Consider the following 8,705-nt stretch of genomic DNA (forward strand, 5'->3'; position numbering starts at 1 on the left):
CGGCGTGCCGTGCGGCGTCCCGTGCGGCCGAATCCCTCACGGCGCCGCCCCGCACCGACGAGTCGGCCACCTCGGGCGCCGTCGGCTGCGCCGGGACGGGCGGCACGGTCGGCGCCACGCCCGCCGGGCCGGCCACCCCGGGCGTCGCCGTCACGCCCCCGGCAGGGGCGGACCCGGCGGCCTTCGCACCCGCCTTCGCACCCGCCCTCGCGTTCGCCCTCGTGCCTCCCGTCGGGGCCCCGACCTCGCTCAGGGCCGTGCGGGCCTGCGAGATCCGGATCGCCTCCATGGTCCGGTCGTGGCGCATCTCCGAACGGCTCCAGGCGCGTTCGGCGAGTTCCCACATCGTCGTCAGATGGACGGGATGGGTGCCGGTGACCTCGGCCAGCGCCACGATCGCGCCCTTGGGCGCGAGCAGCCGTCCGTTCAGATACCGCTCCCAGGACGTCTTGCTGTATCCCGTCCCGTCGGCCAGCGCGGCGACGCTCAGGCCGCTGCGGTCCACGAGTCGGCGCAACTGACTCGCGAACTCCCTGACCTGCGGGTCCATCTCGTCCGGCAAGGCCCTCCAACGAGGCATTGCTTCCCCCCTCTTCCCCCGAAGCGTGCTGGTGGTTCTCTCGCGTGTCCCCCGCGCGTGGCGCCGTGCGCCGAGCCCCGTTCTGGCTACCCACAGGGATGCGCCCGGCGAGGAGCCCAGTTCCCGGGGTGGGGGCGCACGGGAGCATCCCGGACCGCGGACGCGCGCGTCGCACACCCGGCACAGGGCGTCCAGTGTTCCACCGGTACGCCGTGCGGGCGGGCGTATCCCCGCCAGTAAGCCCTTGCAGGACCGCGGGACGCCGCCCGGCCTCCGGGATCGACCGAACCGGCCGTGTTCCCGAACAACTTCCGCACGAATAAGCGAACTTGTCACCACAACGTGCCACGGACGAATCAGCGACGATCACGCGTGCGACATGCGCCCCTTCCGGGGCTTACGGACCTTCCGGGGCGTACGGGGCTTACGGACACGTCGGTCGCGGGCAACTCCCGGACGCCGTCGGCGTCATCGGCCTCGTCCGCCCCTCCACCCGGCTGCCCCTCCACCCGGCTGCCCCTCTGTGCCTCTGCGCCCCTACCCCGCCCGCCCCTCCGCCTCCCGGCCTCAGCCCAGCGCGAGGGCGCCTACCACGGCCGCGAGGACCAGCACCGCCGCGAGCGACACGGCGACCACCAGCAGCCGCCGCGACGGCGGGCGGGGCCGCTCGGGCGGCGCGTCCCACCACGGCAGCGTGGGATCGTCCTCGTACTCCTCGTGCCCCCTGCATGCCTCGCCCGTCTCACCTGCCCCACCTGCCCTGCCTGCCCCACCTGCCCCACCCGTCTCGCGCGCCGGGTCCGCGGGGGAGGCCGCCGCGCCGGTGTCCTCCGCCCTGCCGGGCACCGTCACCGGCTTCGGCCAGGCCCGCACAGCCAACTCCCAGCGCACGCCGAAGCGTTCCGCCTCCTCCTTGCCGACGCCGGCGACCCGGCACAGCGCGAGGACGGCCTGCCGGGGCGGCGGCTGCGTGGCGTTGAGATAGCGCTGCCAGGAGGACTTGCTGTAGGCGGTACGCGCCCCGAGCGCGACAAGACTCAGGCCCGTACCGTCCTTGAGCTGCCGCAACTGCTCCACGAAGTGCCGTACCTCCGGCGGCAGTTCCCCGGCCAGCGGCTGCCAGGCGCTCATCGCTCACCTCCGAACCGAATTCGATCGGGTGACGACGGGACACGGCACCGCGGTTCCCGGTCCGCGGCCGTCACCCGGCGGACACGACATGGCGGAACGGTCACTTCCGTGCCACAGCGCGCGGACAGGCGTGGCAGGGCACCCCCGCCCTGCCCGAGGGTGGGGCGCGGACGGCGGTCCGTCCTTCCCCGGGGGGAGAGGACGGGCCGTCTTCCCCGGACGCCGTCCCCCGGGGCGGGGGACGGGCGCCGTCCTGGCACGCGGACGGCTCAGCGGTCCACCGTGAAGTGCAGCGCGTCCTTCAGGAACGGGATCTTCAGCAGCGGGTCCGGCTGCGCCATCAGCGCCAGCAGCACGATCACGAGGCCCAGCAGGCCGTAGGTGACGATGTCCGTGAAGCGCGAGCGCACGGCGAGCATGCCGACCGAGGGCAGCAGCCACCGCAGCGCGGCGCCGATCAGCAGGGCGACGCCGATCAGCACGGTGCCGACCCGGAACACGTCCAGCGCGGTGATCAGCAGTCCCGTCCCGACCAGCACGATGACCAGCAGGACCGGCCACTGCCGGGCGGGCGCCGGAAGGTCACCGGACGCCGCGCGGCCGCCGCCCTCGGGCCGGGCGGTGTCCCGGGTGAACAGCGGGAAGCGGCGGGTGGTCCGGCGCGGCGTGCCCTCCGCGTCCGGCGCGCTCACCGCGTCCCGGACCTCGATCTCCTCCTCCGCCCGCGGGGCGCCGCCGTCAGGCGACACTGCGCTCCGCCGCCTCGACCACGTTGACGAGCAGCTGGGCACGGGTCATCGGGCCGACACCGCCGGGGTTCGGGGAGATCCAGCCGGCCACCTCGGCGACGCCGGGGTGGACGTCGCCCACGATTCTGCCCTCGGCGCTGCGCGAGACACCGACGTCGAGGACGGCCGCGCCGGGCTTGACGTCCTCGGGGCGGACCAGGTGGGCGGAGCCGGCCGCCGCGACGATGATGTCCGCGCGGCGCAGGTGCGCCGCCAGGTCGCGGGTGCCGGTGTGGCACTGGGTGACCGTGGCGTTCTCGCTGCGGCGGGTCAGCAGCAGCGGCATCGGGCGCCCGATGGTGACGCCGCGGCCGACGACCACGACCTCGGCGCCCTTGATCTCGACGCCGTACTGCCGCAGCAGGGTCAGCACGCCGTTCGGGGTGCAGGGCAGCGGGGCCGGCTCGTTCAGCACCAGGCGGCCGAGGTTCATCGGGTGCAGGCCGTCGGCGTCCTTGTCCGGGTCCATCAGCTCCAGGATGCGGTTCTCGTCGATGCCCCGGGGCAGGGGAAGCTGGACGATGTAGCCGGTGCAGCCGGGGTCCTCGTTCAGGTCGCGGACGACGGCCTCGATCTCCTCCTGCGTCGCCGTGGCGGGCAGTTCGCGCTGGATCGAGGCGATGCCGACCTGCGCGCAGTCGCGGTGCTTGCCGGCGACGTACTTCTGGCTGCCGGGGTCGTCCCCGACGAGGATCGTGCCGAGGCCGGGCGTGACGCCCTTCTCCTTCAGCGCCGCCACGCGGGCGGTCAGATCGGACTTGATCGCGGCTGCGGTGGCCTTGCCATCGAGAATCTGGGCGGTCATGCCTCCCATCCTCCTTGATGACGCCCTCACTGTTCCAATCGGCTCGGGCCCGCCGCACGAGGGGGCGGCCCCGGGCAAGATCGCCGAGATTGCGACTGCACAACAGCTTCCGCCGCAGACTGGACAAAATCGCACCGCACCTAGAACGATTAACGGCGCAGTTTCGCGGATCGTGTTCGGGGGGCAAACCGCATCAATAGTGAAGTTCCTCCGCGCAGTGCCGCACCGTCCCCGCATGTGCAACGGAGGAAACCGGCCATGAGTTTCGGCTCGCCCAACCAACCCTACGGTCAGCCGCACGACCCCCAGCAGGGCTACGGCTACCCCCAGCAGGGGCAACCGGCGTACCCGCAGCAGCAGCCGGGCCAGCCCGGTTACGGCTACCCCCAGGCCCCGCAGGGCGTGCCGCAGCAGGGCGGCTACGGCTACCCGCAGCAGCAGCCCGGCTACCCCGGTGGCCCCGGGGCGCCCCGCGTCGCCTCCATGGGCCGCCGCTTCGGCGCCCGCCTGATCGACGGCGTGGCGTTCGGCATCATCTACACCGTCCTCGTCGTGATCGGCGTGGCCGGGTCCTTCAACGCGGCGAAGGACTGCGACCCGTCCGCCGCCGACTACAACACGTGCATCAACGACGCGAGTTCCGGCATCATGAACTCGGTCTTCAGCATGATCATGATCTTCGCGCTCATCGGCCTGCTCTACGAGTGGCTGATGGTCGGCCTGGTGGGCGCCACCCTCGGCAAGATGGCCGTGGGCCTGCGGGTCGTGAAGGCCGACACCGGCCAGAAGCCGGGCATGGGCTCCGCGTTCATCCGCTGGATCATCCCGATCGTCGGCAGCCTCGCCTGCGGCATCGGCCAGCTGCTGGTCTACCTGTCGCCGTTCTGGGACAAGTCCGGCCGTCAGCAGGGGTGGCACGACAAGGCCGCCGGCACGATGGTCGTCCAGCACTGAGCTGACGCCGCGTCGCACGGCGTCCCCCGGGGGCGCCGTGCACGCCGCTCACCACCACGGGCCGTGTCCCCCCGCGCGAGGGGGACACGGCCCGTCCGCTTCCCCAGCGTGCACCCTGCCCCCTTCACCACCCCTCGCGCGCCCCCAGGCGAGAGCCTCGCCCCAACTGGTGTGACGCAAGCGACCGTTGAGGTAGACCAGCAGCCGGGGGATCGACGACAGTGCAAGGCGCCGCGCGGTTCGCCATGAGGCGGGCCCGCCGTTCGGCGAACGGCGGGCCCGGGAACCGGTGGCGCTCAGTGGAAGAAGTGCCGCGTCCCGGTGAAGTACATCGTGACGCCCGCCTTCTTCGCGGCCTCCACGACCTGGTCGTCTCGGACGGAACCGCCCGGCTGCACCACGGCCTTCACCCCGGCGGCGGTGAGGATCTCCAGCCCGTCCGGGAAGGGGAAGAAGGCGTCCGAGGCCGCGTAGGCGCCCCGGGCGCGCTCCACGCCGGCCCGCTCCACGGCGAGCTTCGCGGAGTCGACCCGGTTCACCTGGCCCATGCCGACGCCGACCGAGGCGCCGTCCCTGGCGAGCAGGATGGCGTTGGACTTCACCGCACGGCACGCCTTCCAGGCGAAGGCCAGCTCGGCCAGCTCCGCCGCGTCCAGCGCGTCGCCGGCCGCGAGGGTCCAGCGGGCCGGGTCGTCTCCCTCGGCCTGGAGGCGGTCGGTGACCTGGAGGAGGGCGCCGCCGTCGATCGGCTTGATCTCGACCGGGCTGCCGGGACCCTCCGGGCAGCGCAGCACGCGGATGTTCTTCTTCCTGGCGAGCGCTTCGAGGGCGCCGTCCTCGTAGTCCGGGGCGACGACGACCTCGGTGAAGATCTCGGCGACCTGCTCCGCCATCTCCTTGCTGACCGGGCGGTTCACGGCGATGACGCCGCCGAAGGCGGAGAGCGGGTCGCAGGCGTGCGCCTTGCGGTGCGCCTCGGCGACGTCCGCGCCGACGGCGATGCCGCAGGGGTTGGCGTGCTTGATGATCGCGACACAGGGCTCGGTGTGGTCGTACGCGGCACGGCGCGCGGCGTCCGTGTCCGTGTAGTTGTTGTACGACATCTCCTTGCCGTGCAGCTGCTCGGCCCGCGCGAGACCGCCCCCGGCGGCGTCCGTGTAGAGGGCGGCGGGCTGGTGCGGGTTCTCGCCGTAGCGCAGGGTGTTCTCGCGCTCCCAGGTGGCGCCCAGGAAGTCGGGGAACGCCGAGTCGTCGACCGGGGCGTAGGAGGAGGCGAACCAGCTCGCCACCGCCACGTCGTAGGCCGCCGTGTGCTGGAACGCCTCGGCCGCGAGCCGCTTGCGGGTGGTGAGGTCGAACCCGCCGCCGCGGACGGCCGCGAGGACGTCGCCGTAGCGGACCGGGCTGGTGACGACGGCCACCGAGGGGTGGTTCTTGGCGGCGGCGCGCACCATCGACGGGCCGCCGATGTCGATCTGCTCGACGCACTCGTCGGGCGAGGCACCCGAGGCGACGGTCTCGCGGAACGGGTAGAGGTTGACGACGACCAGGTCGAACGGCTCGACGCCCAGCTCGGCGAGCTGCTCGCGGTGGCTGTCGAGACGCAGGTCGGCGAGGATGCCGGCGTGCACGCGCGGGTGCAGCGTCTTGACGCGGCCGTCCAGGCACTCGGGGAAGCCGGTGAGCTCCTCGACCTTGGTGACGGGGACACCGGCCGCGGCGATCCGCGCGGCCGTGGAGCCGGTCGAGACCAGCTCGACGCCCGTCTCGTGCAGGCCGCGCGCGAGGTCTTCCAGACCGGTCTTGTCGTAGACGCTGACGAGCGCCCGTCGGATGGCCCGCTTGTTGCTCTCGGCGGTCACTGGATAACTACCTTTCGTCCCTCGATGCGATAGCCGTTGCGGGCGAGCCGCCCCACGACCTCGACGAGCAGTCTTCGCTCGACTTCCTTGATGCGCTCGTGCAGCGCGCTCTCGTCGTCCTCGTCCCGGACCTCGACCACGCCCTGCGCGATGATCGGCCCGGTGTCGACGCCGTCGTCGACGAAGTGGACGGTGCATCCGGTGACCCTGGCCCCGTACGCGAGGGCGTCACGGACGCCGTGGGCGCCGGGAAAGCTGGGCAGCAGGGCCGGATGGGTGTTGACGAACCGGCCGCCGAAGCGGGCCAGGAACTCCTTGCCGACGATCTTCATGAACCCGGCGGAGACCACGAGGTCGGGCTCGTGGGCGGCGACGGCCTCGGCGAGGGCCCGGTCCCACTCCGCGCGGCTGCCGTGGTCCTTGACCCTGCACACGAAGGTCGGCAGCCCGGCCCGCTCGGCCCGCGCGAGCCCCTCGATGTCCTGCCGGTCCGCTCCCACGGCCACGATCTCGGCGCCGTACGCCGCGGAGCCGGCCTCGGCGATCGCGTCCAGCAGCGCCTGGAGGTTGGTGCCGGATCCGGAGACCAGCACGACGAGGCGCTTGGCGGCCACGGCGGGGACCTTTCTCGGGGGTGCGTTCTTCGAGCGGCCGACGGTACGCCCGTCCATGCTTGTACGTTCATACGAATGCATCGCGCCCCGGGATACGGGGAAGTCTACGAAGCAGCCGACCGCCAGCAACGATACCGGCACTCGGGACGGCCCCCATGGGACGGGGGCGCGGCCGGGAGGTAGCGTCTGCGGGGAGCGGGCTCGGGAACGCGGCCGGTGCGCGGTGCGTTCACGAGATGACAGCTCATGGCGGGACGGCCGGTCCGACCCGCCGTATCCAGCCTCATCCACAGGGGAAGACGCTCACTTGATGCCGGACCGCAGCCAGCGACTGCTCACGCTCACTCCTTTGCCGGTGCGGGGAAGGGAGCGCGGCGGCATGCTGCGTCGGGAGCGCCCCGACTCCCCTCCGGACGCCCCCTCGGGCGGACAGGGCGGCTCCGGCCGGGATGACGGCGGCAAGGACGACAACCCCTTCGCCCCGCCCCCGAAGGGCACACCGGACAGCCCGTGGCGCCCGCGCCGGCGGTCCTCGGGCGAGGACGGCTCGCGGGACTCCGGCGAGGGCGGCGAGCGCTCCTCCTGGGGCGGCCGGTGGAGCGACCGCCAGCCGGGCCGCTCCCAGGGCGGCTTCGGCGACCGCCAGCAGCCCCGCGGCGGCCAGGAGGGCCCCGACGGCGGCGGCCCGGGGCAGGGCCTGCGCTGGGACCCCACCGACCCCGCCCAGCGCCGCGCGCGCTACGCACTGCTGTGCGGCATGTGGGCCTTCTTCTTCGCCCTCTTCGGCTGGCCGTACGTGGCGCTGATGCTGGGCGCGCTCGCCCTGTACTGGGGCATCACCAGTCTGCGCGCCAAGCCCCGAACACCCGACCCGGACAGCAGCCCCGCTCCCCGGACCGGCGGCAGGCCCCAGACGACCGCGGCGGTGAGCGGCCTGGTCACGGCGTCACTGGCCCTGGTGCTGGTGGCCGGGGTCTTCACCGCGAAGCTGGTCTACTCCGACTACTACACCTGCACGAACGACGCCCTGACCAGCCAGGCCAAGCAGTCGTGCACCACTCTGCTGCCCGAGCAGCTGCGCGGGGTGCTCGGCACCCAGAACTGACGGCCGCCGGTCCCTTCGGGGCCGGAGGGGCCTGCGGCGATCAGTCCCGCTCGTCGCCTTCAGGGCGTTCGGGGGCGTTCGGACCGTCCTGGCCGGCCGGGGTCGTCCCGCCGCTGCCGCCGCTCTTCGGGAGGATGCCGGCGTCGGCGTCCTGGGTGTCCGACGCCGACTGCTCCGGGTCGGTGCGCGCGTCGGCTTCGTCATCGGCTTCGACGCCGGCTTCGTCATCGGCGTCGGCGTCGGCGTCGCCTGCGTTCTGCAGCCCCGGCGCCCGGCCGGGCCCGGACGCCTCCTTGAGCGCCGCCCAGCGCGTCGCGCGCGAGGCGTCGCCGCCGGGCCAGGACGACGGCGGCTGCTCCGCGGGCGGCCCGTCGGGCGGGAACCCCTCCGGCTCGAAGGTCGGATCGTGGGCGTACACCCCGTAGGACGCCTCGCCCTCCAAGGCCCCGTACGCCGCGTCCCCGTCGTACCCGGCGTACCCGGCGGACCGCCCGTCACCCTGCCGTGCCTGGTACTGGTCCGCGGCCAGCGCGGAGAACGGCCCGCTCCCCGCGGACTGCCGCTTCCTCGGCTCCCGGGACTTCCTCGGCTCCTTCCGCTCCTCCCCGCCCTTGCGCTCTTCCCGGCCCTTCGGGTCCTTCGCGTCCTTCGCGTCCTTCGGGTCCTTGGGCGCTCCCCCGGTGCCGTCGGCCTGCCCGGTCGGGTCCGCTCGGTGTCCGGCGACCGGGTGCGGCCCCGTCTGCGCCCGCCCCTGACCCGGGGCCGCCTCGGCGCCCGCCGGGGCCGACGCGCGGGGTCCGCCGATCCGCGCCGGCGCCCCGGCCACCCGTTCGGCGTGCGCGCCCCGGCCGGAGCGGGAGCGCCAG

Annotated in this window: 8 protein-coding genes and 1 pseudogene; 2 read left to right on the forward strand and 7 right to left on the reverse strand. The window is 73.6% G+C overall.

Translation table 11 applies throughout. From position 1 onward, the window contains the following. The 4 genes from SZN_RS32935 to SZN_RS32950 all read right to left on the reverse strand — a co-directional run. Positions 1 to 580 (reverse strand): helix-turn-helix domain-containing protein (locus SZN_RS32935; protein WP_043734317.1); only part of this gene is annotated, 580 nt, incomplete at its 3' end. Positions 581 to 1,147: 567 nt separating this feature from the next. Then, a complete protein-coding gene (locus SZN_RS32940) occupies positions 1,148 to 1,711 on the reverse strand; it encodes a helix-turn-helix domain-containing protein (RefSeq protein ID WP_007503646.1) in 564 nt (187 codons plus the stop codon). A gap of 269 nt (positions 1,712 to 1,980) precedes the next feature. Beyond that, complete coding sequence (locus tag SZN_RS32945; RefSeq protein ID WP_007503648.1) at positions 1,981 to 2,460, reverse strand: DUF3017 domain-containing protein; 480 nt, start codon at positions 2,458 to 2,460, stop codon at positions 1,981 to 1,983. Then, positions 2,450 to 3,304 carry a bifunctional methylenetetrahydrofolate dehydrogenase/methenyltetrahydrofolate cyclohydrolase gene (locus SZN_RS32950; RefSeq protein WP_007503650.1) on the reverse strand — a complete coding sequence of 285 codons (855 nt, stop codon included), beginning with the start codon at positions 3,302 to 3,304 and terminating at the stop codon, positions 2,450 to 2,452. Before SZN_RS32950 ends, SZN_RS32945 begins: the two co-directional genes overlap by 11 nt. Before the next feature lie 258 nt (positions 3,305 to 3,562). Here SZN_RS32950 and SZN_RS32955 point away from each other — a divergent pair, with 258 nt between their 5' ends. Then, on the forward strand, positions 3,563 to 4,258 hold the full coding sequence (locus SZN_RS32955; RefSeq protein ID WP_007503652.1) for an RDD family protein: 696 nt from the start codon (positions 3,563 to 3,565) through the stop codon (positions 4,256 to 4,258). A 296-nt stretch (positions 4,259 to 4,554) separates the two neighbouring features. On the opposite strand, the gene purH is transcribed toward SZN_RS32955, so the two are convergent. Further along, positions 4,555 to 6,120, reverse strand: a complete 1,566-nt coding sequence (gene purH / locus SZN_RS32960) for a bifunctional phosphoribosylaminoimidazolecarboxamide formyltransferase/IMP cyclohydrolase (RefSeq protein ID WP_007503655.1) — start codon at positions 6,118 to 6,120, stop codon at positions 4,555 to 4,557. Beyond that, the gene (purN, locus tag SZN_RS32965) at positions 6,117 to 6,791 is read right to left on the reverse strand and encodes a phosphoribosylglycinamide formyltransferase (RefSeq protein ID WP_007503657.1); all 675 of its coding nucleotides are present in this window, start codon (positions 6,789 to 6,791) and stop codon (positions 6,117 to 6,119) included. Before purN ends, purH begins: the two co-directional genes overlap by 4 nt. Before the next feature lie 253 nt (positions 6,792 to 7,044). Between purN and SZN_RS32970 the strand changes: the two genes are divergently transcribed. Continuing rightward, positions 7,045 to 7,839, forward strand: coding sequence for a hypothetical protein (locus tag SZN_RS32970; protein ID WP_043734312.1), 795 nt, complete (start codon positions 7,045 to 7,047; stop codon positions 7,837 to 7,839). A 40-nt stretch (positions 7,840 to 7,879) separates the two neighbouring features. Here SZN_RS32970 and SZN_RS41695 read toward each other — a convergent pair. Further along, a pseudogene (locus tag SZN_RS41695) lies at positions 7,880 to 8,705 on the reverse strand (hypothetical protein); the annotation flags it as partial.

The sequence above is a fragment of the Streptomyces zinciresistens K42 genome (assembly GCF_000225525.1).
In the GTDB taxonomy this organism is placed as follows: Bacteria; Actinomycetota; Actinomycetes; order Streptomycetales; family Streptomycetaceae; genus Streptomyces; species Streptomyces zinciresistens.

Excerpts from the sequence above, each read along its gene's own strand:
- SZN_RS32940 (WP_007503646.1), bottom strand. The coding sequence starts at position 1,711 with ATGAGCGCCTGGCAGCCGCTGGCCGGGGAACTGCCGCCGGAGGTACGG.
- SZN_RS32950 (WP_007503650.1), bottom strand. The coding sequence starts at position 3,304 with ATGACCGCCCAGATTCTCGATGGCAAGGCCACCGCAGCCGCGATCAAG.
- SZN_RS32955 (WP_007503652.1), top strand. The coding sequence starts at position 3,563 with ATGAGTTTCGGCTCGCCCAACCAACCCTACGGTCAGCCGCACGACCCC.
- purN (WP_007503657.1), bottom strand. The coding sequence starts at position 6,791 with ATGGACGGGCGTACCGTCGGCCGCTCGAAGAACGCACCCCCGAGAAAG.
- SZN_RS32970 (WP_043734312.1), top strand. The coding sequence starts at position 7,045 with ATGCCGGACCGCAGCCAGCGACTGCTCACGCTCACTCCTTTGCCGGTG.